Here is a 21,720-nt window from a genome sequence, read left to right as displayed (position 1 = left end):
TAAATCAATAGGAAATAGGGTGACTGCGTGCGGTGAGCCATCCCCGCTTACCGCTGGAGGGCCGGGACGACCTGCGTGGGGCTGGGATGTCCTGGCGAGTCTGATTGCAAATGCTCGAAATCCCCTCGCAGCGACTTCAGCGCATCGCGTTCATAGTCGATCTCCGAGGCTGTCCGAATCCCAAGGCGACGAAAGACCGGCAAGGGCGGACACCAACCCTGCACCGCATGTTGCAAAAGAAAGGCGGCAATCACTCCGGGAAAGACAAACCATTTGCGATCAACCGTGGCGCCTAACGTCAATCCAACGAGGGACAAAGCGGCGGCATTGGCCTCCAAAGTCCGCTCGATGTCCCATTCTTGATCCAGTTCAGCCAATCGTTGATCGATCGCCTCGCGGCCAGCGGCGGCAAGACGCGTGACGCGTTCTTCGGTTTGATAGCGAATTTGGTTGTTCACATGCTCGGCGGTGTGTTGCGGAACACGTTCCACAGTCGATGGGATCATCAGAAAACTCCATTGCAGCGAATTGAGAAGGCACGAGGATTGAGAAGGCACGAGGAAAATCGAACCGTCTATTCATGGTTGCAAATCGTATGCCGCGTTAGGCCAAGTCGCTTGACAAGAACCTCGATGGCGTCTCCCTCCGAAGCGGGCTGACAGATCGCAGATATTCGCACGGATGCCGCCCAATCCGCTTGCCGATGCATGCCGGAGATCACCCCCGGGCCGCCACCGAAATCGCGGTCTCTCATCGGCTTGAAGGGCGACGAACCAAAAGGGGTGGAGCGAGCGTGATCACGGCCAACAGACAGACTGAGTCCCCAGACACCAACCTCGCGATGCGGTAGAAAAGACAGCCGCATTCGCTCGTGTTGCAGCGGCACCAAAACAGTGTCTCGATCGGTACGGGCCAAATGACCACATCCCGTTCATCGAAGCGGCGTCTCAAGCTCGCTGGACGCGAGCACGGCGGGACACGCCAGGGTGCGGCCGTGAAGGTGCTCGCAACCCACGTGATCACTGCGAACACGGGCAGCCCAGATAGCAGCCCAGATAGCCGCCCAGACGCGTCCCAAACAAAGCAATGATTGCTACTTGTTCAACAGGTGCTTGCTGGAAAACTTGAGGTACTCCGTCCAATCGAAATCGGTCACGCCATGCCCTCCGGAGCGGACGTGGTAACCGATGCTGCCCTGGCTCGGTTGATCCACGGCCGGCATCTCTTTGGCCGGCAATCCTTCGCTGCCCAGTAATTGGTAAACCGGTGTGGCGTGTTTGGCGGAGAGGAATTCGCCTTCGGGATCCGCCCACGTATCCTCCACGGCGCTCGCCACGTAAACTGGACGAGGAGCCATCAGTGCGATCAACATGTGCTGGTCAAAGGGCAACTGGGCCTCGTTGTCGTTGTAGTGAGCAAAATTTTTGCAGAACCAATGGGGAAACGCGGTATTGATACGAGCCACGGTTTCACCGCTGCGGCGGCGTGAGAGCGCCGCTCCACCGCAACCCGAATTGTTAGAGATCACCAGGGCGAACCGCTCGTCGTTCGCTCCTGCCCACAACGCGGTCTTGCCCAGTCGCGAGTGTCCCATCACCGCGACGCGTTGTTCGTCAATCTCAGGCACGGTTTCGAGATAATCGAGCACCCGGCTCAGCCCCCAAGCCCAGGTCGCAATCGAGCCCCATTGGTCACCGGCCGGCTTGTCGGCCAGCGCCGCGTGGACGCCATTGGCAAAGCCGTCGTCGAAGTCGGGATCGACATCACCGTAATAGAGCGTCACGAGGGCAAAGCCATGGTCGATGATTTTTTCGACGGCCCAGCGAGATGCGCCATTCCCGCGATCCTGGGCACTGGCGCGGTTACCAGGTTTATTGCGAACCCAATGTTCGGTTACTGGAATATCAACATCATCCAATACGGTGTGATTGCCATGGAAGTTGTAGGCCAGAAAAGCGGGCGTATCTTTCGATTCGGATGGCAAGAAAATCAGCAACTGTAGATCACGCCCCGCCAGCGTCACGACCGGTTGCCACATCGTCGCCTTTCCGCCAAATATCGACTTGCGTGTTCCCTGATCCTTGACCTTGACCTTGACCTTGATCGCATTCAATTTATCGGTCGGAACATTGCCGAACATCTCGGTTGCGAACAGCTGACGGATTTGCTCGCGTCGCGCTGGCCATTCGGCGGGGGACTCGATCCCGGAGAGCGGATCGGGCAAACGATCATTCGACACGGTGGACTCCTCATCCTTTGGCTTGATGTCATCACGAGGATTGAAAGTTTGTGCCGCCGCGATGGAGGCGACTCCCACCACCAACGCGACCATTAGAAAACGACGAATGTGCATAGTATCTCGGCTCACGCTGGAAAGTAGGGAGTTTAAATTTGATTGTAAACCGCGTGTGATGCCACAGAGTGTAATCGAAACTCGCAGCAGGTTTGGCCTGCGACAAAGCCCTCCTTGCTCGCCCTTCAATCGTCACCCCCCCTTGCCTCACGGGGCTCCACCAAGAAACGCCAACCGCATTACTTTTGTATCGTGGTGAATCGCTAATCCGATGTCACGTCAACCGCTGCCTCGCGGGGCACATCAGCTTGCGTTCGCAAACCAATCATTCTAAGTTCAACGCGCCAACGAACGAAATCGACGTTCCGTTCGCGGACGAGCCAAATGCGTCGAGTGCTGTGCCAGGATTAGAAATTTGGGTTTGATCGTAGTGAACGAGGTTCAGGTTCCCAGTGCTTTGTCAGCCTCATTTCTTTAGGCCCACGGAAACCGAAGGCCTGCGTCCTGATACTAAAAACGTAGCGGAACGGCGCAAACCATCCGGGCGTACCCCAGTTCCTAGACTGGACGCAGCACTTGGTTTTGATCAATAACGAGAAAGTGATGATGATGTTCCCTGACGAAATTTTGCAGCGATTACAACGGACCGGCATTGTCGCTGGCTTTTCGGTCGAGCAGACGCAACATGCGGTGCCATTGGCAAAGGCATTATTCAAAGGCGGCATTGATGCGATCGAACTGACATTGCGAACCGCCGCTGGGATCGACGCCGTACGGGCGATCTGTGCGGAAGTACCCGAAATGTTGGTCGGAGTGGGCACCATCCTAACGCCGGAAACAGTGCGTGAGGTAAAGGCGGCGGGCGCCTCCTTTGGCGTGGCTCCGGGAATGAACGCGCGTGTGGTTCGTGCCGCACAAGAAATCGAGTTTCCGTTTGCACCGGGGATCATGACTCCATCGGATCTTGAAGCGGCGATTGAACTGGGTTGTCGTTTCGTCAAATTCTTTCCCGCCGAAGCGGCCGGTGGTATTTCTTATCTGCGCAGCATGAGTGCCCCCTACAAGCATTTGGGCATTCAATATTTTCCGCTCGGCGGGCTGAATGCTGAAAACATGCTGCCCTATTTGAAGGAATCCAATGTGGCCGCGATTGGCGGATCATGGATCGTCAAACAAACAATGGTCAACAACGAAGATTGGGACGGCATCACGACAAGCGCTGCCAACGTGATCAAAGCAAAAAACAAGGGTTTCGAAAATGAGTAAGACAGTTGTCACCTTCGGGGAAATCATGGGGCGTTTGGCGGCACCGGACCATCTCCGCCTTCGCCAGACCCGAGAATTGGAAGTGACCTATGCTGGCGCCGAGGCCAGTGTGGCGGTTTCGATCTGCAACTTTGGAGGGACGGCCCGCTATGTGACGGCACTCCCCAAACATGCACTGGCCGACGCGACGATTGATTCGGTTCGTGCGATGGGCATCGACACACAATATGTTCTTCGCACCGACCGTGGACGCTTAGGGCTGTATTTCCTCGAGACCGGTGCCAATCAACGGCCGAGCAATGTGATCTATGACCGCAGTGATTCGGCCATCGCGATCACGCCGGCGGATCAATATGCCTGGGACGCCAGTTTTGCAGGGGCGGGCTGGTTGCACCTCAGCGGCATCACGCCGGCGCTGTCGCAGCACGCTGCGAACGCAACGCTCGTGGCTGCACAAAGAGCCAAAGCGGCGGGATTACAAGTCTCGATCGACTTGAATTTTCGCAACAAACTTTGGACGTGGGATTCACCCAAGTCCGCTCGTCAACTCGCTCAAGAAACCATGCGAACGATTCTTCCGTACATCGATCTTGTGATCGCCAACGAAGAAGATTGCCACGATGTGCTCGGTATTCAAGCCGGCGAAACCGATGTCCATTCCGGATCGCTTGACACGTCACGGTACCCCGATGTCGCGCGACAAGTGGCAACGCAGTTTCCCAATGTCAGCAAGGTGGCGATCACATTGCGGGAAAGTTTTTCCGCGACTCACAACAACTGGGGCGCGATGCTCTTGGACGTCGCGTCGGACACCCCCTCGTTCGCTCCCCTCGACAACGATGGAAACTATCGTCCTTATGAAATCAAGAGTATTGTCGACCGCGTGGGCGGAGGCGATGCGTTTGCAGCGGGATTGATTTTTTCCCTGATCACGCCGGAATTGAGCGAGCCTCAAACCGCGCTCCAATTCGCAGTCGCAGCCTCTTGCTTGAAGCATTCCATCAAAGGCGACTTCAACTATTCCACCCGCGGCGAGGTGGAAGCCTTGATGGGCGGTGCGGCATCAGGACGTGTGGTGCGATAGGGGCACGGTTCTGTTGTTAAAACCGTGGCTACCGCCCGAACGGTTAAAAGCGATGCAAACTTGCCTGTTTATTCACTGTCGAATGCAGCGATCGATGAACGCTGCAAGTAAGTTGTAGTGAGTTCCGCATCGCTGCGTGTTCGCCTTACCGTCTCGAGAAAGCAAATTAAAATGGAGGAGTCCGAATCGATCTGGAGCTACATTCCGATTGCGGATTTCGATGCTCCGACTCCGCCCGCAACCGATGCGGCTCGCGGTAAATTGCGGCGGGCATGGAAGTTCGTGCAACGCACCTTGCATCGCTCAAAGCCGTCGGCGGCAAAAGCAACGCTCCACCAGGATCGGCCTGCCGACCATCTGCTGGAGTCGGTTTCCCCTCCTCCTGACTGGACACACGCCGCGAATCAACTTGCCGATTCCTTGGGTGAAGATTGGTTTCGCCCAAAGCAATCTAGGCGGCGGATCCAGCCGCTGGTGGGGCCGCCGGGCTGCGACGTCTCGGCCGTACTGCAACAACTGGCTCAACACAAACAACTCCGCACACTCGCCGCTCCGGCTCTGCACTCGCTGTTGGAAACACCCTCGGATGATCAATGGGCAGCCAAGGTGCTGGAGGAATCAAACCGCGAGATCCTAGTCATTCCGCACTTAGAAGATTGGTACTTGCGCCACGAGCAAGGCTTGATGCATTTGCGGCTACTTTTACAGCAGTTGCTTGCCAGCCAAAACCGCGTACTGATCGGTTGCGATAGTTGGGCGTGGGCGTTTCTGCAGCACGCGATTGGGATTGAATCGGTACTCGGCCCACCGCTGACATTGGCACCGCTAGACGCCGGACGATTGGACCGCTGGTTCCGCAGCACGTTACCGCTTTCGCAATACGCATTTCGCCAGAGCGGCAATGAGCAGCCCATTTTTCCTGAGTTGCCCGACGCTGGAAGAAAGAAGCGAGGCGACAAGAGCGTGCGGCAGGTCGAGATCCCCGATTTCCTATACGATTTAGCGGTCAAATCACGCGGCAATCCAGGGGTGGCACAGGCGACTTGGAATGCATCGCTGCGTACCCGTGACCCGCGAAGCGAAACGTCGCCGACAGTGTCCGCTGAGTCGAGCCACGCGTTTTGGCTCGTCTCGCCTAACGAACTCACGCCGCCGCAATTACCGCTCAACGGGGACCGTGTGCACCTCTTTATCTTACATGCGTTGCTGCTGCATGGCGGGCTCTCACTTTCGTCGCTGCTTATGGTATTGCCATTTTCGCGTGATGAAATTCAACGCCGAATTAGCGAACTTTGCGGGGCGTCGATTCTCGAGGAACAGGACGAGGAACTACGGGTGACGTTGTTGGCATATCCAATCGTTAGGCGAGACCTACAAAGCGAAGGTTTTCTGACCGATGCATGCTGATTCCCCATTTTTGTTTTTTGATTAGGAGCCAGCGATCATGCCCGATGCTAACGTCGCTCAAGAAGAGGTATCGCGAATTCTACGCGATTGGGGTGAAATCCGCCTGTTCGAGGCCATCTTTGTTCTGACCGCCGGACTCACCTTGGCAATCGCGATCAAATGGGTCATTCCACGACTTGCCGAGCGGGTGCCGGATCGATTCCGATTCTGGATTTTGCCTTGGGAACCGATCTTACGAGCGGCGATGCTGCTCTTCGTTGCGGCCTACATTATTCCCATTTTCATTTATCCGACGCCGCAAAATCTGCTGGCGATTTCGGGAACCTTGGCGGTCGCACTCGGATTCGCGTTCAAGGATTATGCCAGCAGTTTGATTGCGGGCGTGGTCGCGCTCCACGAACGGCCCTACCGAAACGGAGATTGGGTCAAGATCGATGACACCTATGGGGAAGTCCGCTCCTTGAATCTACGAACGGTCCAGATCGTGACTCCCGATGACACGGTGGTTGCGGTGCCGCACAGTAAGATCTGGACGACCGCGATCGCGAACAACAACAGCGGACAACGAGAATTAATGTGCGTCGCCGACTTCTACCTGCACCCCGATCATGATGGGCAAAGGGTTCACCAGAAGTTAAAAGAGGTCGCGATTGCGAGTCCCTATCTGCAACTCAACAAGCCGATCTTGGTGGTTGCGGCCGAAAAGCCTTGGGGCACGCACTACCGACTGAAAGCCTATCCGATCGACGGACGAGATCAGTTCAAGTTCATCACCGACCTGACGTTGCGTGGCAAGGCGATGTTACGCCGGCTCGACATCCAAACCGCGGCGACGACCGCAGTCGCCCAAGCCGACGGATAGCGTCCGTTGTGGTAAGCAGATAGGCAGGAGTCGTTCGGTAGATTAGCCGCTTGGGCGTTAGCCACGGTTCCCACGTTCAACCGGGGCTAACGCCAAAGCGGCTAATGGGATTTCAGCCGTTCATTCCTGCCTCCCTGCTTAGGCGATCGCAAGCCACACGGCTTGTCCGATTTCTCCGCAAGGCGATTACTCAGCAAGACGCTCCGAATTTTGGGAGGATGTACACACTCAAAATCCTAACCCGAAGCGTCAGCGAGGGACCGAGTCGAGATAGAGCCTCCCTCGCTGACGCTGCGGGTTAGAAGATACCCAGACGGCGTTTTTCTCAGCATCTAAGAGAGGGCTGAACGTCGCGGAAGTCGTCGAGACTCTCGTTACATTTGCCGAACAGATCCAATCTCTGCCGAGATCGGCTGCTCTAACAATGAATGTTGACGGAGCACGAGGACGCGGAGATGCTCCGCGCCCGCGACTTGCCTATTTTAGACCTGCCTATTTTAACCGCGCAGACTCTTACATACCGAGCGTGGGGACTCGAAGGCACCGAGGCGATCTTCCATCGCTTTGAGTTGATCGCTAACCCACTGGCCGAATTGATCTGTCGATTCGGACGAAATGGTAGCGGTGAGCGCGTGCCAGCGCTCGTCGCTCGGATTCGGTGAAGATTTTAAGTCGCTTGATGTAGTCATCAGAGGGTCTCCCGGCGTCGCGGTTCGTCGCAAGGTTGATAAGGCAAAACAGGCGGAGACGATATTGAAATGTTACGCTGTGTTTGGCTTTTTGGGTCAATAATTACTGACTTAGACAGCCGTCTCTTCAACAGGTTCATAGCAAGCGGCATGCCTATTTGCGGCGTCCCGGCTAATTCGCTGCTGTAACTCTTTTCGAGTCAAGGACTTGTAAAAAGCAGACAATTTTTCAACTGAAAAGCAATGAGTCCTCAAAACGATGTCGTTGTGTCGCGTCTTGCCATTCCGGCAGCTTTGCGTCCTAGCTGTAATATCGGCAAAACAAACGCCACAGGGCAATCATAATCCTCTAACCATGATTAACGAAGCCTATTCACCCGCTAATGCGTTTGAATTTGGCAGAATAAATTGCATGGAAAGCAAAATCGTCCCCCGCCGCAGCCTCATTTCGCTGCACTCAATACGAGCATCCCCGTCATTTTCCCGCCACTCTTTTCGGCACCCCGATCGGCTAAGGATTGCAAAAGTTGCCGAAAAACACCGCTCGGTTGTGCTCCGACATCATTCCCTGTGCTGCACCCACGTGCTCGACGCGAGAGGCATCCTCGCCCGGGGGGGCAAAGTGACTCAGGATCACCCCCATGGGGGCTTTTCTTTTTCCGTAAAAATTTTTAGACGTCACCCCAAGAACGGCGGATCGTCGGCGAATCCCTTGATGTGAAGCGGTCGATGTACTGCATGAAAAACAAATCAGTCACAGCTTTTGGGAGATAGGGCCATGATTAAGAAGATGATTCTCGCCGGCAGCGCCGTCGCGTTACTGTCGACAATGACGATGGGCGTTCCACTGTTTAGTTATGCGCGATGCGGTGTCGATTGGTTGCGTTCGTCAACCTCCGACGCGATGCCGTTGGAATGGGAACTGAAGCGAGCTCGCCAAATGATCGCGGACCTCAAACCCGAGATCGAGCACAACGCCAAACGCATCGCCGTCGAAAAGGTGGACGTCGCGCGCTTGGAAACTCAGCTGTCCGATACCCATCAGCGTTTGGCGAAAACGCAATCGGACATCCAGCGACTGAGCGACGATCTGCGCAAAGACTCCAATCTCTACACCTACGGCGGACGCACCTACACGTCGACGCAAGTGAAGAGCGATTTGAGTAATCGATTCACCCGCTTCAAGACCCGCAAAGAAACCGCGGAAAAACTCGACAAAATGCTAGCTGCACGGAAAGCCTCGCTGCAAAGCGCGCACGAGCGAATGGATGCGATGCTGAGTGCAAAAAGTCAACTCGAGGTTGAAGTGGAAAATCTACAGGCCCGAGTCGCCTCGCTTCGCGTTGCCGAAACGAGCAGCGAGTTGGCGCTGGACGACAGCCATTTGTCGAAGACGCGCCAATTGTTGGACGAAATCGGCACCCGGATTGATGTCGCCGAAGAGACCATGAATGTCGACGTCGAATACTTTGGTGAAATCGACTTGGATGAGCCGAGCGAAGAAAACTTGTTGGACGAAATCACTAGCTACTTTGGTGACGAGGACGTGTCGAAGTCGCTTGTATCGATTCAGCTAGACTAAGGCTGGGCTGGGCTGAGCTGGGCTGGTTTTGGTTTGGTTTGGCTGGGTTTGGGCGGTTAAGAAAACCAACGTTGAGGATGATTGGAACTTGAAAAGGCAGTTGGACGTGTCTGAAACGGAAACCTTATCGAACTCGAAGCCTCCTGCGGATCGCTGGAGGCTTTGGGTCGATGGCTGCGGTGGTTTTTTGCTTTTAGCCGGTCACAGGTGGTCCGTCGGTGGTGCAAGTTCGGCATGGGGAACCGACGTTCGTATCCAAGCGGATTTACCTCGCCGGGCGGGCGTAATCACCCGGCAAGAGGATCGCTACTTTTGGAACTCCGCTGAAAAACCAGAGTCCGCTGTGCCCCTGCAACCCGGTCACCCGCTTCCGATCACGAGTTCCGCAACGCTCGTATTTCGCCAACCGAGTCCGCTGAGCGGTTCTGGAGTTTTAACACTGCAACCACCTCACCGCTTCGATGGACATGTCGATGGTATTATTTTCGCCGCTGATACGCTTTTGATCGGTCCGACGGCGGATTGCCACGTGCAATTATACGGGCTCCAGCAGAAGGTGGTGATGACGCGCCGAGCGGACCAGTGGCTCGCCAAGGTCTTAGGAACTGCGGAATTGGCCAAGCTTCCCATCGGCACTCGCGTGGCAATGGGTGAGATTGAGATGACATTGGAAAACGCATGAAACGAAAACCGTATGAAACAACGAGCCTTCCCCCGCAGACGTAGGAAGTGGGATCAATGACTTCGCGTGGGGTTGCCCCCTACCGGATAACTTTCCGCGCCCAGGACGGCTTCCATTGGAGCCTTACCATAATTGAAGCAGAGTGAATCGCTCGTTAGCAAAACAGGGGAGATACCGAACGGCCCGTAAAGAGACACCGCCCGTAAAGAGACACCGCCCGTGAAGAGAAAAAACGGAACGGCACTCCCTTATTGCGAAAACAAGCGACCAACGTAGAGAGAGGGGGGGCACGTAAACGATCCACCGCGCCGCGGGACCGCGAATCGAAGTGCGAGTGGATTCAATCTCGACATTAACGCAACCAAAATCGCCTAAGAATTTCATTGGGGAAATCGATTCATGACGACGCTTCTCGGTAAACTAGAGGTCGCATCGAACCGGTATCCCGACGCTCCGCTTCGGGATCCATGCCCGTTGGACGAAACGCACGCTAGTCATACAACCACAACTTCTATGTCATTCACCTATCCCTCAGGAGCGCAGCCCTTGGATCGATACACGATTCGTCGTGGCATCGGGATCGGTGGATTTGGTGAGGTCTATTTTGCGGTCAGCGAGGCGGGAAAGGAAGTCGCGCTGAAGCGGATCCAGCGAAACTTGGAAGTGGAGTTGCGCGGGGTTTCGCATTGTTTGAACCTAAAACACCCCCACTTGATCGCGTTGTATGACATTTGTCGCGACACGCAGGATCAAGCATGGGTGGTGATGGAGTATGTTGCGGGACAAAATTTACGCCAAGTGCTCGACCAGTCTCCACAAGGCTTAGCGTCCGCAGAGGTTCGTCGCTGGTTCGCGGGCATCGCGGCGGGCGTCGACCATCTGCATAACGCCGGATTGGTGCATCGGGATCTCAAACCAGGAAATGTCTTTGACGACATGGGGATGGTTAAGGTTGGCGATTACGGATTAAGCAAGTTCATCTCGTCGTCGCATCGCGGCGGCCATACCGAGAGCGTCGGCACGTTTCACTACATGGCTCCCGAGATCGGGCGTGGAGAGTACGGACGCGAAATCGACATCTATGCACTCGGCATTTTGTTGTACGAACTATTGACCGGAACGGTGCCCTTTGACGGTGAGAGTTGCCATGAAATCATTGTCAAACACATGACGGCACAGCCCGATGTGAGCGTCTTAGCGGAACCTTATCGCTCGGTGGTGACGAAGTGCCTCGAGAAGGATCCGACGAAACGTTTTCGCGCGGTCGCCGAGATGGCGCATGCCCTTGGAATCCCTCTGGCCGATGGGGGCACCGGCCAAGCGATGCCGATCGGCGTGGCCCAGACGCCCCCACCTGCACCACAAACCACGCCTCCGCCCGCGAGCGATTTGCCGACTGAGACCTCTCGCGCGACCTCGAACGATCCCATTTTGGCAGCGCTGGTGACGGCACGCGACGCATCCATTGGCGGTGGGCGTGAGGCGACCACGGATCCCCAGCACGCCGAGGCCCCAGCGGCTCCCGAACCGCTGGCACGGGCGGTTCGCGAAAGTGTTTCCGATTTGCAACGATGGTGGCGAACCCTCGATCGTTCCCCGGCGGCGAGACTGTTTCTGTTACTGACCGCGGCGATGGTTTTGGTGGTCAATACCCATTGGTTACTACCGTTGATGTCGCTGGTGGGCGTGGTCTACGTGCCGTACTACATTGTCCGTCAAATGGTGCTGCACGTTAGCCAACAACCCAGCTATGCTCAGGCCCAGCGGATCGCGACTCACGTGGATGCCCCCGCACGACCGATGACACGGTCGCAATGGCGGCATCACATGCGCAACGACCTGCGGGCCAAGCGATCGATTCATCGAGCGGCGGAACTGAACACGTCGTGGATCACCGCGATCATCACAACGCTTGCCCTCACCATTGCCGCGGGGGTGATTGGGCTTCGTAGCGGAACGGTCGATTCGATCGCGCTCGCTCCGTATGGATGGATGGCAATCGTGGTGATGGCAGCCGCGATCTCGCTGTTGGGGCTGGGGAAGTTGTGGGAACGAGACGAAGGCGAAAGTCTGCCACGCCGCATCGTGCTTGCCGGAGTCGGAGGTGGAATCGGCTTGATCGCCTACACGATGAACCAATTTTTCATGCTGCCGATCGATGCCGGCTTGGCACGCGACATCGACTCGAGCACGCTGCCTCAAGCACTCTATGCCGAGGGCATTCCACGTGCGTCGGCAATGATGGCCCACTTTGCGATGTTGTTCGCCGTGCTGCGTTGGTGGCGCGCGGTCGATCCGCTGCGACGTCATCGCTTGAGTCTATGGAGCGTCGCGGTGGCGGTGGTGGCCGAGTGGGCGGTTCACCAAGTATTGCCGATCCCCCAGCCGCTGGGCATGCTTTCGGCCGGTGGTATTGCGATTGCCATTCAAATGGCGTCGCCGTGGATCCATCCCCGCGTCAAGCCAGGGATGCAAACGAGTTTCCATTCTCCGGCGCCCTCACCCTCCGCGGCGCGGGCAGAGCGATCGAGCCAAACGCGATCGAGCCAAGCGATGGCCACCGAAGAACTTGTTAATGCAAGGGGTAGTTTATGAACACGGTACACCATGGATCGTTCGTTGCTCGATGTGGCATTCCTCAGTGCCGTATCTCTCAGTGCCGTATCTCTCAGTGCCGTATCTCTCGCTGCCGTATCCTAACCGCGATCATGGCGTTGATGATCGCCATCCACCTAGCCGTTCCAGTCGTGAGCGCCAACGAGTCCGCGCAGGGCGTCGAGAAAACGGCGGAGAAAGTCGAAGATCGGCCTGCTGATACGGACGCGGACAGCGGGAAAGCGGAACCGAAGGCCAAAAACGGCGTCCGCAAAGACGCCACGGTGGCGGAGTTATCCGTGGCACCCTTGGACCAATTTGAGTATCCCGACGATCGTCCCAAGTGGCTTCATGAGCCGCCCCAACTCGATGGAGATGTTCACCACTGGGTCGTCGTCTCCTCTCCGGCGGAGACACGAGATGAAAGTGTCGAGGAACTCGGTCGTCTGCAGCGAGCGGCGTTGATGCGTTACGTCGAAGGGCAAACCGAGAACCAATCTGCGAACGAGATCTTCGCCGTTACCGATCAATGGATCGAAGACAACTTGATCACCGACCGCTATGTGGGTGAAGTGAAACAGGGCGACACGTTGCTCTATGAAGATGCAGTCAAGTTGACCTTTGACAAGGGCGTGCAAAGCGAAATTGCCTACGCATCGAAACGAATTCAAGTGCGTGACCGGTTGGCGGCAACCGGAGTGCTTGTCGCGGGAGGACTGTGTTGTTTGATGATCGGTTCCTTGGCCACAGGATTTTTAGGACGACGCGTCGCTTCGAGCGTAAAATAACCATCAGTGCAGAACGACTCCGAATCGAAGAAGAGGGTTTGCAATGCGATGGCTATTCTTGATTTTGGCGAGTGGTTTATATCCGTTGACTTCATGGGGGCAAACCTTTGAAGTCATTCAGCCGTCCGGAAATCGAATCGCCGTGCTTGAATTGTCGGTCGATTCCATGCGAATTGATGACCGCTCCGCCGGCCGACTGCTGTACCTTCGCGATCCTCGTTTTGATTCGCTCGATGGCCAATATGCGGGCTATTTCCATCCCGATTTGAATCGAGTCTTGCGTTTTCCAAGGTCGGGCCATGGTGACATCTGGATGGCCGACTTGGATGATCTCTCACCTCACTTCCGACCGTTGTTGGGCGAGGTGCGTCCCTTGGGGCACACGAGGCCCCATCCGCCGCCGCACTTCAACGGCGGATACGTTTACGGCGGGTTTGGCCCCGTGTTCGGACCACCGCAATGGGGAACCTCGTTCGTACCGCCGCGACCACCTCAGACGCGAATCGTCGATTCCAGCATCGTCCCTGGACCTCCGCTGGCCCCTGTCACCATCGGACTTCGCAATGGCGGCCCCAGCGATGTCGTGGTCACGATTGTGAACTTGGAAAATGCGGCGCTGACGCGTCAGATTCGAATCAGACCCGGTGACGTCGTACGGGAAGCATTCCAACGTCAATCGGCCGCCGAACAAGTCAACACGTATCGAGTGATCACCGCCGACGGAGATTTCATCACCAAACAGGTTTCGATCCCCATTGCGGCTAACGTGCTGTACGAGATTGTCGTTCATCAATGGAAGTTGCAATCCATTGCGATTGATCGCACCGGAAAAAGCCCCGATCCGATCGAGGACATTCATTTCCAAGGTAAAGGACTGGGCCGTTTTCCCTTGCCGCCTGGAGAAGCACTTCAAGCGGGCGAGATCGACGTTTTTCGAGCGGCGGTTCAGCAAGGCAATCCAGGAACGGTCGCGCCGATCACCAACCGCTAAGGCAGATCATTCATCCGAGCGAAATTAGTGCTCGCAAATCACGTCACGGCATTCGGTTGGCCGCGTGTTCATCACTGCCTTCTCCCCTAATCGACGTTGCTCCGACCAATACAGTGGAACGGTTGGGGATCGCCGCGATCGGCTCATTTACCTGGGTCGCCGCAAGCTCCTTGGCCACCGAAAGGTAAAGTCCCCACAGCGTCAGCGCACCAACGACCGCCCCCAGCCCAAGCGTGGTTGCGATCGACGATGCGGACCAATACATGCTCACGATCGCCAATAAGAACGCTGACGTATAACCTATTTCTTGCAGCGGAAGCCAAAGCCCCAACCGATAAAGTCGCCATAGCATGACGAGGTGTTCGGGCAGAATGCCGATCGTGAACCCCACGATAAAGCCTTCGATTCCGTATTGGTCAAATCCCCACACGGTCAATGGAATCGTGACCAGCAACCGCACGACCTTGCCACCGGCCATCGATTGCACATTGCCAACCGCCTTGAGCGTCTGGACGGCTAATTCGACGATCACGGTAAGCCAGCTGGAAACGACCAGCCATTGGCACAACCGGCCCGCGTCTCGATATTCGCTTCCATAGAGATTGTTGAATAACAGCGGTGCCGTTGCGAACACGCCTACATTCATGATCAAGCTAAGTCCCAGGATCCGTCCGCGCACGGGTTTCGTTTTTTCTCGCAAACCGGCGGGGTCCTCACGCGCCGCTTTGGCGAGCAGCGGAAACATCACATAATCACCGATGTGAGTGATCAGCAAGACCGGGATCGCAGCAATCGTCGCCCCCATGCTGTAGAGTCCGAGCGTTTCGAGACTGCCTAGTTTGCCGAGAACAATGCGATCGATTTGCAATGCGAAAAAGGTAGCCGCCGTACTAAGAAAAATCCACTTTCCGAAATGGAACAGTTCCCAGGCGTACTTGTGGTGCCACAGCAAGCGATGCTTGACCAGCGACGGCAAGCAAAAACTGGTCACTAGCCTGCATAACGAACCCGCTAACGTTCCGGCAACGAGCGACCACACGTTGGGATAGAAGCACGCGATCCCAAGCGTGACCAACGTCCCAAAGAATTGACTCAACACGTTGTAACCAATCATTGCCGACGGAGTCAGCTGACGTTGCGCTGTCATGACGCCGGTAGAACAGAAACCTTCGATAACCACCATGATCGCGATCACGGGAATCAGGAACGTGAGTATCGGTTCCGCGTAAAACCATGCCATTGCTGGAGCCGCAATCCAGGAAGCCAACCAAATGGCAATTCCGCGAAACACTTGGATCGTCCAGGCGGTATTCAAAAAATCAGGTTCGTCGCCATCCGAGTGATGAATCACGGCTGGAGTCAGTCCTACATCCGAAAGCAGTACGAGGCCCATGATCGCAATCATGGCCAATGCCATCAGCCCGAAGACATCCGGCAACACGAGCCGCGACAGTAACAGACTGCTGGCGAGCCGAATCACCAAACTGGTGCCAAACAGCCCCACGGTTGTGATCGAAGCAAAGGTCGCAGGCTTGCGACGCAGCCGATTGAAACGCAGAGAGATGAAGTTAAAAAGCACAATCTGCCTACGGGGTCACAAGGAAAGCATGCTGCAACCACAACGTTTGGACACCAATCCATTGACGCAATGGATCGCGTCGCGACTCGGATCGGCTGAACCGATCGCCCCAAGCGGGTACGTCCAAGAGCGATTCCGAGGAACAATTTCCACATTCGATCTTTTCAGCGACCGGCCAATGAACTCAATCATAGCCGACACCTCGACCGACACTTCGGCGCCGGCTCACACTCGAGAACTCTTATTTTCATGTCGTCAATGTGACATCGTTTGATGTTTGAGATCGAACTTGAAACCAAGAAACGACATTCACGTCGCAGTCTGTTTATCTCAGTCCAAACAATGTGAGTGGCGACTTCGAGCAGCTGAGTGCGATGGAGTGTTGCACACTTGCAACCGCTTTGGATACGTGAGCAAGTGTGAGTGTGCGGGAGGGCGCACCGCGGAGGAACGATGGCAAACCACTGGACCCGCCGCATCGCGGCTATACATTAGATTTCGTTAGGCCAGCTTTGCAGAGCCTTTGCGTCTTACAACCTAATCGGTTCTGGACAAGTGGTATGCAGTAAGCTGGCATGTGCGTTTCACGCTCTCGTTACCGGTGAGGTTTGTTGATCTTGCATGTTCGCTTTCCTAGCCATTAGCGTTGCTTGCCTTATGCTTTTGGTGGCGAGATTCCATACACCCCGCCATGCGGCACGCGTGGGATGGGCGATCGCATGCTTAGCGCCACCTTGGTTGGCGATGGTGCTCGGCGCCGCCGAAATCAACCTCCGCGGTGTTGTTGCCGTGATCGCGATTACGGCCATCGTGGTCAAGCCTCGGCAGTTTGCTTTCCCTGGTTTTTCTTGGATCGATCTGGTCCCAGTGCTCATTTTTGTTAGCGCCGCGCTGAGCACCACGTTGAATGGCAAGTTCAGCCCAAGCGTCATTGTTGGTTTGTTTTGCCAATGGGTATTACCCTACGTCTTGGCGAGACTGATCTTGATTAGCGATCGGGATGCGATTGAGATCATCCCCTGGGCAGCCACGGTTGCCTTAATTCTCGCCGTGGCCATGATCCTTGAATCCGTCACCGACATCAATTTGTTCAGCAAACTTTTGGGGCACGCCGAATCGGTTCAAGGAGAGACGGGACATCGGTTTGGTCTCAAGCGTGCGGAGGCTTGGTTGTCGCATCCAATTTATGCAGGCTTATTCTTAGCCCTGCTTTCTCCCTGGGTCTTTGCGCAAGCTTACGAAGCTTTTTGCAAACGGGCCTCAAGGCTTTGGTTGTTGGTGCCCGCGATTGTGGGGATTGGGCTGCTCGCCTCGCTTTCACGAGGGCCATGCATCGTATTTGGGGGTGTGATTGCCGGTCTTGTCTGGCACTACGTGCCACCGATTCGAATGCTAAGCATTTTCGCATTCGTGATTTTGATTGCCGTAGGATACACAATGGGGCCGAGCCTTTTACATCTGGCTGAATCTGTCGAGCGTCCCGATGGTATGCAGAAAATCAAAGTGGATGGCGAAACTTATACCTATTCCGGCACACGCCATCGCTATCTGCTTTTTAAGGTCTATGAGAAACCGCTTGCCCAAGTCGGTTGGTTTGGTTTTGGCACCTGGGGATCGCTGCCAAAGCATGAGGCGATGTTGGAGCCCCAGCTTCGCCAACTGTTCTTATCAGTCGACAATCACTATCTACTGCATTACCTGAATACGGGGATCGTGGGATCGGTTGCGTTTTCACTGCTTCCCCTCGGAATTTTGTTACTGTTTCTGCGCACTCGAACGGTCCTAAGCGGGACACCTGAATTCCTATCGGTGGCGCTAATTTCCTCACTGATGGCTTCCTCAGTGGTGCTAGCAACGGTATGGATGGCCGAAGCATTCTGTTTTGCCTTTCTCTTGAACGCAGGCTTTCTTGTCGCGTTATTGGTCGCCTCGCGTCGATCCGATCCGCCGATTGTTCGCACAGCACGGCCGTTACGCTCCCAACGATTCTCTCGCCCTCGGTCGGCTCCTTAGCGGCGAAAGGGAGTTCAATGCATGCATCTCCGTTCCGCGTCACGCCCTCTCCATTCTCTGGATTGTTTGCAGACTTCGAAAAATAGAGATATCGCAAAAGGAGATATGCGGTACGATTGGGGGATGACCAACAAGCCCTCCCCCCCTGGGCGTCGTCTAAATTTCGAGAGCGGAAAAGATCTACTCGTTGCATCGGCGCATCGAGATAGGAGAGCGTCGGTAAAACGCTCCGCTCGCGCGACATCCAACGGGCTGACGACACAAACGTTATCGTTTCATTCCAGTTTCGAATGGTTCCACTTTGAAATGCTGAATCCATACGGTGGCATTGTTCCAACGGAATGATGCAAGCGAATCAGGAGTCATCAATGTTAAGTCTGCAAAACGAAACCGCAACGTCTCCCCATGAACTGATCCAAGGACCCCTTAAACGGTCACCTGGCATTCACTCCTCACGCTCTGAGGATTCGGCGGACAATGAATTGTTCAGCCAATTCTTGCGTCGCTCGGTCAAGTGGTTCGTGATTGCCAGTGTGCTTGGTATCGCAGTGGGGTGGTGGGTGGGAGAACGTTTTGCCCAAGACACCTTCGCGTATACGGGGCGATTGACGCTCGAACAGAGCACAGTGGGTTATCCCTTTTTCGCAGTCCCGTCGGCGACCGACATGGTGGTGCTGGTCGATGCTCCCGACACGATCCGAGCATTGCACGAAGCGATACCTTTGGCACAGTCCGAGTCAGCCACGGCCAAGGCGATCAAGGTTCAATCAAGCAAGGGCGCGTACGACATTGTGATCGAATACGGCCATGCCGACGCAGCCATCTCCAAGCAGGTGGTGGATACGTTGATGCGTGTCGTGAGCGACAAATCGAGTGAGATACGCAATCACACGATTGCCAAGCATTTGGAAACACTTGAGAAACAAACCGTTGATCTGGCACGCGAGCGATCTCAGAGGCAAGCTGCGTATGACGAATTGTGTTTAAAACACAACAGCCACGATTTGCTTTCCGAAATCGAGGCGAACTTGGCTGCCAAGCGGGAAGCAAACGCGATTCTAGCGAAACAACGCATTCTCGTTGAACTCCGGAAGCAGAGTGTCCAACAAATTGAAGCCCAGGTGGCGGATGCACATGCGGGTAAGTTTGGCGATGAAAAACGATCGATGGTGGAAAGCGATGTGATTCGACTTGCCGAGATGGAACGCCGTGTGATGTTGACCGAGCAACTGCATGAACATCGCCGCCGTGAAACCGCCAAGATCCAATTGGCTTCCAAGCAAAAGGAGCTGGCGAGTCTACAAACTCTGTTTGATCGCAACTTGGTGACCCAATCGGAAATGCAAGTCCTGCAAAGCGAGGTCGATGTCTTACGCCTCGAAGCGGGCGGCGATCAACGCACTGCGGAGATCAATGGCACGATCACGAAGATTTATGATGACCTTGATTCGGGAGGCTACATTACCGAGGCCGTAAAGAACAAAATCCTGATTCAGCTTGACGAAAGACTCCGCTCGGAGCTGGAAAGCTTCAAGTTAGTGGAGGCCGAACTGAAAAGTTACCAGCAACTGATCGAGAAATTAGACGACAATTACGCAGCGTTGGTAGCTCTATCGCCCCAGTTAAGAGACTTCAAGGTCGCATTGGAGAGCATCACCCACCAACAAGATCGCGCCAAAGAAGAACGCCATGCGATGGAGCGTTTGTTGCACACCGATGGCTACGTATTGAAGGTGACGTCGCCCGCCTCGCCCGCGTTGATCCCCGTCTCAAGCAACAAGGCCAAGATCATGGTTGCGGGGTTTGGCGCCGGTTCCATGGTATTGCTCCTTCCTGCATTGTTGTTTGAGTTCTTTCGAGTCAGCCCGAACCAACACGAACGGCTTGCCAGCAAGCACGGTTTGCCGATCCTGAGTCGGCACACGAGTGATTCGAGAAAGCGCTTCACGGGCGGAACAACGTCCCGCATCTTGGCGTCACGCATCGAGTTGCTGAACTTACCGATTGGCGCCTCGGTTGCGCTGGTCGCAACGGGGCGCAAAGCATGTCCGGCCGGCATTTTGTTTGGCGCGGCAACTCATTTAGCACGGGGCGCCGATCGCGTCCTCATTGTCGAGATGATCCACGCTGCCAAAATCGTTCCCTTTCCATGGGAGCACACCGTGGAAATCATTCAAGAGCAACAAATGCAGATCAATCAAATCGAGAAAGTGGATCGGTTATTGATCAAGGATCCCGCGTTACTCTACGACTTGATGAGCCGCAACACTTGGGACGAATTGGCGGCCAACATCCGAGCATATCGATACGTCTTGGTCGGAGGCCTAAGCGCGAGCGACTCGACGACCGCAACCTTGGTTGCCAGTGGTGCCGACGCCGTGATTGTGTGCTCCCTTGAACGCGATGGCGCCTCGCCCGCTGCGACCGACCTCATCAATGACCTGATCGATTTCGATGCTCCACTATTGGGGGCCGTCATCGCATCCTGACTTCCCCATCCTGACATACGGCACGGCTTAAGTTTTTTTGGCTAGGCCGGCACAGGTGACCGATCATTCAATCCAAGCGGTGAAAGATCTCTTTCATGATCCTTGCTCACGACCTGATCAACCTCACGCTTTGGACGGCTGTGATCACCATCACCGCTCCGCTGCTATTGCTCGGGTGCGAATGCCTACTTGGCACAACAGCAAGGACCACGAGCCACCACCCACGACAAGAGGGTGAACCGCAACGAGCGAGTCATGCATTGCCACGCCCTGCGGTGGACGTGATCATGCCCGCTCACAATGAACAACGGGGACTCGCCCTCGCACTCGATTCGGTGATCGCATCACTGCGTTCAACTGACCGCATTATCTTGGTCGCCGACAACTGCAGCGACGATACCGCGACGATCGCAAATCGGTATGCAGCGGAATTGTCCAAACGGAAAAACGGCTTCGCCACGATGGAGGTTCTCGAGCGGTTTGACGATGAACGTCGCGGCAAAGATTATGCATTGCAGTTTGCCTTTGATTTTCTGAGAGAGCCCGGCGAAATCGATCGTGTCGTGGTCATTGTCGACTCGGATTGTCGCATCGAAGCGGATGCCATCGATTTGTTGGCGACCCAGGTCGCTCGAACACAGCAACCCGCTCAGGCGAGTTACTTGATGCATCAACCGGAATCGATCCCGATGACCGCCGGAAGCTTGTTGTCGGAATTCGCATTCACGATCAAGAACCATGTTCGTCCCCTCGGTTTAGCGAGGATCGGCGGGGCTTGCACGCTATCGGGTTCGGGGATGGCGTTTCCGCGCCCGTTGTTACCCCAATTGAGCGTTCCAAGCGGACACTTGGTTGAGGACATGCGTTGGACGTTTGACATGATCCTGGCGGGGCATCCCGTACGGTTTTGCCCTGACGCGAAATGCTCCGCCACCTTTCCGACGACCTCTAGGGCCACTCAATCACAACGCCGACGTTGGGAACATGGCCATCTACAACTCGTCTGCAGCCAAATCCCGCGGTTGATTCGAGGTTGGTTACGCCAACCCACATGGTACAGCGCGTTGGCCGTACTTGATTTGCTGATCCTACCATTGTCACTACTGCTGATGACCTCTCTAGCGATCGGCATCGTCGTTCTTATCGCTGCGATAAAGGGCCACTCGGTTGCCCCTTTACTGGGATGGATGGCGATCACGGGCATCGCGGGCACAGGCATGGGGGCCGCATGGTGTCGCTACCGACCGGCACACGCCAAGCTGCGCACGATACTTGCAATTCCCTTGTATGTAGTTCGAAAAGTCCCGCTGTATGTTCGCTTTCTACTCCGCCCGGAACGGGCGTGGATTCGCACGGATCGAGGTGGATAACCAATGCAAAGGAGGAACGTAAATGAAGGC

Annotated in this window: 16 protein-coding genes; 12 read left to right on the top strand and 4 right to left on the bottom strand. The window is 55.5% G+C overall.

Features of this window, described 5'->3' with window-relative positions; genetic code table 11:
* Positions 1–47: 47 nt before the first annotated feature.
* Both Pla52o_RS08755 and Pla52o_RS08750 read right to left on the bottom strand, forming a co-directional pair.
* On the bottom strand, positions 48–506 hold the full coding sequence (locus tag Pla52o_RS08755) for a DUF2892 domain-containing protein (RefSeq protein WP_146594243.1): 459 nt from the start codon (positions 504–506) through the stop codon (positions 48–50).
* A 587-nt stretch (positions 507–1,093) separates the two neighbouring features.
* Positions 1,094–2,353 carry a glucuronyl esterase domain-containing protein gene (locus Pla52o_RS08750; protein WP_146594633.1) on the bottom strand — a complete coding sequence of 420 codons (1,260 nt, stop codon included), beginning with the start codon at positions 2,351–2,353 and terminating at the stop codon, positions 1,094–1,096.
* A gap of 543 nt (positions 2,354–2,896) precedes the next feature.
* Here Pla52o_RS08750 and Pla52o_RS08745 point away from each other — a divergent pair.
* The 4 genes from Pla52o_RS08745 to Pla52o_RS08730 all read left to right on the top strand — a co-directional run bounded on the left by Pla52o_RS08745 (position 2,897) and on the right by Pla52o_RS08730 (position 6,912).
* Positions 2,897–3,559: a bifunctional 4-hydroxy-2-oxoglutarate aldolase/2-dehydro-3-deoxy-phosphogluconate aldolase gene (locus Pla52o_RS08745; RefSeq protein WP_231612200.1), complete on the top strand. Its 663-nt coding sequence runs from the start codon at positions 2,897–2,899 to the stop codon at positions 3,557–3,559.
* Positions 3,552–4,643: a sugar kinase gene (locus Pla52o_RS08740; RefSeq protein ID WP_146594242.1), complete on the top strand. Its 1,092-nt coding sequence runs from the start codon at positions 3,552–3,554 to the stop codon at positions 4,641–4,643. The genes Pla52o_RS08745 and Pla52o_RS08740 overlap by 8 nt, the downstream gene beginning before the upstream one ends.
* Before the next feature lie 171 nt (positions 4,644–4,814).
* Complete coding sequence (locus Pla52o_RS08735) at positions 4,815–6,050, top strand: hypothetical protein (protein ID WP_146594241.1); 1,236 nt, start codon at positions 4,815–4,817, stop codon at positions 6,048–6,050.
* 37 nt (positions 6,051–6,087) lie between these two features.
* Entirely contained in the window at positions 6,088–6,912 is an 825-nt protein-coding gene (locus tag Pla52o_RS08730; protein WP_146594240.1) for a mechanosensitive ion channel family protein, read from the top strand.
* Between the two features lie 497 nt (positions 6,913–7,409).
* Here the strand turns inward: Pla52o_RS08730 and Pla52o_RS08725 are convergent, their stop codons facing one another.
* A complete protein-coding gene (locus Pla52o_RS08725) occupies positions 7,410–7,601 on the bottom strand; it encodes a hypothetical protein (RefSeq protein WP_146594239.1) in 192 nt (63 codons plus the stop codon).
* A 778-nt stretch (positions 7,602–8,379) separates the two neighbouring features.
* Here Pla52o_RS08725 and Pla52o_RS08720 point away from each other — a divergent pair.
* The 5 genes from Pla52o_RS08720 to Pla52o_RS08700 all read left to right on the top strand — a co-directional run bounded on the left by Pla52o_RS08720 (position 8,380) and on the right by Pla52o_RS08700 (position 14,239).
* Entirely contained in the window at positions 8,380–9,183 is an 804-nt protein-coding gene (locus Pla52o_RS08720; RefSeq protein WP_146594238.1) for a hypothetical protein, read from the top strand.
* A gap of 106 nt (positions 9,184–9,289) precedes the next feature.
* Complete coding sequence (locus Pla52o_RS08715) at positions 9,290–9,865, top strand: hypothetical protein (protein WP_146594237.1); 576 nt, start codon at positions 9,290–9,292, stop codon at positions 9,863–9,865.
* 513 nt (positions 9,866–10,378) lie between these two features.
* Entirely contained in the window at positions 10,379–12,460 is a 2,082-nt protein-coding gene (locus Pla52o_RS08710; protein ID WP_231612199.1) for a serine/threonine-protein kinase, read from the top strand.
* On the top strand, positions 12,457–13,248 hold the full coding sequence (locus Pla52o_RS08705; RefSeq protein WP_146594235.1) for a hypothetical protein: 792 nt from the start codon (positions 12,457–12,459) through the stop codon (positions 13,246–13,248). The genes Pla52o_RS08710 and Pla52o_RS08705 overlap by 4 nt, the downstream gene beginning before the upstream one ends.
* A 43-nt stretch (positions 13,249–13,291) precedes the next feature.
* Positions 13,292–14,239, top strand: a complete 948-nt coding sequence (locus Pla52o_RS08700) for a hypothetical protein (protein ID WP_146594234.1) — start codon at positions 13,292–13,294, stop codon at positions 14,237–14,239.
* A gap of 43 nt (positions 14,240–14,282) precedes the next feature.
* On the opposite strand, the gene Pla52o_RS08695 is transcribed toward Pla52o_RS08700, so the two are convergent.
* Complete coding sequence (locus Pla52o_RS08695; protein WP_197169115.1) at positions 14,283–15,818, bottom strand: oligosaccharide flippase family protein; 1,536 nt, start codon at positions 15,816–15,818, stop codon at positions 14,283–14,285.
* A 666-nt stretch (positions 15,819–16,484) separates the two neighbouring features.
* Between Pla52o_RS08695 and Pla52o_RS08690 the strand changes: the two genes are divergently transcribed.
* From Pla52o_RS08690 to Pla52o_RS08680, 3 genes are all read left to right on the top strand, one after another.
* Complete coding sequence (locus Pla52o_RS08690) at positions 16,485–17,831, top strand: O-antigen ligase family protein (RefSeq protein WP_197169114.1); 1,347 nt, start codon at positions 16,485–16,487, stop codon at positions 17,829–17,831.
* Between the two features lie 368 nt (positions 17,832–18,199).
* Positions 18,200–20,320: a hypothetical protein gene (locus Pla52o_RS08685; RefSeq protein WP_146594231.1), complete on the top strand. Its 2,121-nt coding sequence runs from the start codon at positions 18,200–18,202 to the stop codon at positions 20,318–20,320.
* Positions 20,321–20,415: 95 nt separating this feature from the next.
* On the top strand, positions 20,416–21,690 hold the full coding sequence (locus tag Pla52o_RS08680; RefSeq protein ID WP_146594230.1) for a glycosyltransferase family 2 protein: 1,275 nt from the start codon (positions 20,416–20,418) through the stop codon (positions 21,688–21,690).
* Positions 21,691–21,720: the final 30 nt, after the last annotated feature.

It is taken from the genome of Novipirellula galeiformis (genome assembly GCF_007860095.1).
In the GTDB taxonomy this organism is placed as follows: Bacteria; Planctomycetota; Planctomycetia; order Pirellulales; family Pirellulaceae; genus Novipirellula; species Novipirellula galeiformis.
This window is presented reverse-complemented; position numbering and strand designations above follow the sequence as displayed.

What these genes read in the sequence shown, in the direction of transcription:
- Pla52o_RS08755 (WP_146594243.1), bottom strand. Translation starts at nt 506, where the DNA reads ATGATCCCATCGACTGTGGAACGTGTTCCGCAACACACCGCCGAGCAT.
- Pla52o_RS08750 (WP_146594633.1), bottom strand. Translation starts at nt 2,353, where the DNA reads ATGCACATTCGTCGTTTTCTAATGGTCGCGTTGGTGGTGGGAGTCGCC.
- Pla52o_RS08745 (WP_231612200.1), top strand. Translation starts at nt 2,897, where the DNA reads ATGATGATGTTCCCTGACGAAATTTTGCAGCGATTACAACGGACCGGC.
- Pla52o_RS08740 (WP_146594242.1), top strand. Translation starts at nt 3,552, where the DNA reads ATGAGTAAGACAGTTGTCACCTTCGGGGAAATCATGGGGCGTTTGGCG.
- Pla52o_RS08735 (WP_146594241.1), top strand. Translation starts at nt 4,815, where the DNA reads ATGGAGGAGTCCGAATCGATCTGGAGCTACATTCCGATTGCGGATTTC.
- Pla52o_RS08730 (WP_146594240.1), top strand. Translation starts at nt 6,088, where the DNA reads ATGCCCGATGCTAACGTCGCTCAAGAAGAGGTATCGCGAATTCTACGC.
- Pla52o_RS08725 (WP_146594239.1), bottom strand. Translation starts at nt 7,601, where the DNA reads ATGACTACATCAAGCGACTTAAAATCTTCACCGAATCCGAGCGACGAG.
- Pla52o_RS08720 (WP_146594238.1), top strand. Translation starts at nt 8,380, where the DNA reads ATGATTAAGAAGATGATTCTCGCCGGCAGCGCCGTCGCGTTACTGTCG.
- Pla52o_RS08710 (WP_231612199.1), top strand. Translation starts at nt 10,379, where the DNA reads ATGTCATTCACCTATCCCTCAGGAGCGCAGCCCTTGGATCGATACACG.
- Pla52o_RS08705 (WP_146594235.1), top strand. Translation starts at nt 12,457, where the DNA reads ATGAACACGGTACACCATGGATCGTTCGTTGCTCGATGTGGCATTCCT.
- Pla52o_RS08700 (WP_146594234.1), top strand. Translation starts at nt 13,292, where the DNA reads ATGCGATGGCTATTCTTGATTTTGGCGAGTGGTTTATATCCGTTGACT.
- Pla52o_RS08685 (WP_146594231.1), top strand. Translation starts at nt 18,200, where the DNA reads ATGTTAAGTCTGCAAAACGAAACCGCAACGTCTCCCCATGAACTGATC.
- Pla52o_RS08680 (WP_146594230.1), top strand. Translation starts at nt 20,416, where the DNA reads ATGATCCTTGCTCACGACCTGATCAACCTCACGCTTTGGACGGCTGTG.